The 1294-nt window shown below is 45.6% G+C and carries 1 protein-coding gene; it reads right to left on the bottom strand.

Annotation, left to right across the window (positions count from 1 at the left end; all coding sequences use genetic code 11):
• Nucleotides 1-67: 67 nt before the first annotated feature.
• The gene (locus tag LRL21_RS44635) at nt 68-1213 is read right to left on the bottom strand and encodes an IS4 family transposase (protein ID WP_240422191.1); all 1146 of its coding nucleotides are present in this window, start codon (nt 1211-1213) and stop codon (nt 68-70) included.
• Nucleotides 1214-1294 lie beyond the last annotated feature (81 nt).

Genomic DNA, 1294 nt, shown 5'->3' on the forward strand with positions numbered 1-1294 from the left:
CACTTAGAGGTAGCCTGTACATTTGGTATATTATGTAATTTATAGATTTAGGGGATCGATGAAGGGATCAGCAACGTTTGCTTTGCCTTCCTGCCGATGAACGAAGGGGCTTGTAATGAATACGAGCTACCCAGTCCTCCACCGATCTCCACAACAACACTTTGAGCCAACGACAGAGATCCAACAGACTATGTTGGGTACCTGTCTCCTTCTTGATTAACACAAGCAGACAAAAAGCGATCAGTGCCATCCATACCTGGTTCATCACCGCACGTTCACTCGTTCCGTAAAAGGTCTTGATTCGAACATGCTGCTTCATCCACTTAAAAAAGGTCTCAATCGCCCAACGTTCGCGATAAATCCGCCCGATTTCATCTGCGCTGAGATCGAATCGATTGGTTAGAATGGCCACGGGATTTCCTTTGGAATCGACGCTGTGGATCAAACGTAATACGTTCTCCATTCGCTTCTGTGGCGTTCCGACGACCACCATTTCGTCCGTAAGCATCTCACTATCTGTGGGCAAAGTGAAAGATTCTAGCGGGTGAATCACCGTATTCTTCTTGGTTCGAGTGACAAAGAATATACCGCGATCACAGTAATCGTCGAACTTGGCATAGTCCAGGTAACCACGGTCGAACACATAAGTGAGACCGATCTCATTGACCAGGGCATCCAACTGGGTCCGATCATTTTTCTTGGCTGGCGTCAGGATGACTTTTTCGGGAATCAGCGTTTCATCATCGATGTAGGCAAGCCGAAAATGGAGCTTAACACCGGCTTTCGTTTTACGAAACTCAGCCCATTTGTAGGTCTGTAAGCAGAGCCCAATGGTCGTAGAGTCGATGATTCGAAAGTCTCTACGCAGGGAAGTGGGTGCTGTGCTTTGGCGAACTTGAACGACCAAGTCCGTAAAAACCTGTTCGAGCAAGGCCGGGTCCACTTGATTATGCTTCCGGCTGAGTTGGGAAGCCGAAATCGAGGATAATCCGAGTTCTTGTTGAAAGTCTTTAGAGAGCAAATCCGATGCAATTTCACGTAGTCCATCTCGTTGATGAATTTGAGCATGCAAGAACAATTTTAAGTAAGCATAGGTCGTGAACTTTTTGACGTATTTATCTTGTTCCCCTTGGGCGATTCGTTCTGTGAACGTCTTCGCACAAATGGGAGAAATCCATTTACCAAATGAAGAAAATAGGGTACTATTGTCCATGGGCTAATCCTTTCAATGGATTATGGACAGGTACTACCTGCCATTTCATTGTAAAGGATTTTTTTGTGTCTGAACTTTCTA

Source organism: Paenibacillus periandrae, from assembly GCF_022458865.1.
GTDB classification, from domain to species: Bacteria; Bacillota; Bacilli; order Paenibacillales; family NBRC-103111; genus Paenibacillus_S; species Paenibacillus_S periandrae.

Bases quoted from the DNA above. Each gene is read 5' to 3' on its own strand.
- LRL21_RS44635 (WP_240422191.1), bottom strand. From the start codon at position 1,213: ATGGACAATAGTACCCTATTTTCTTCATTTGGTAAATGGATTTCTCCC.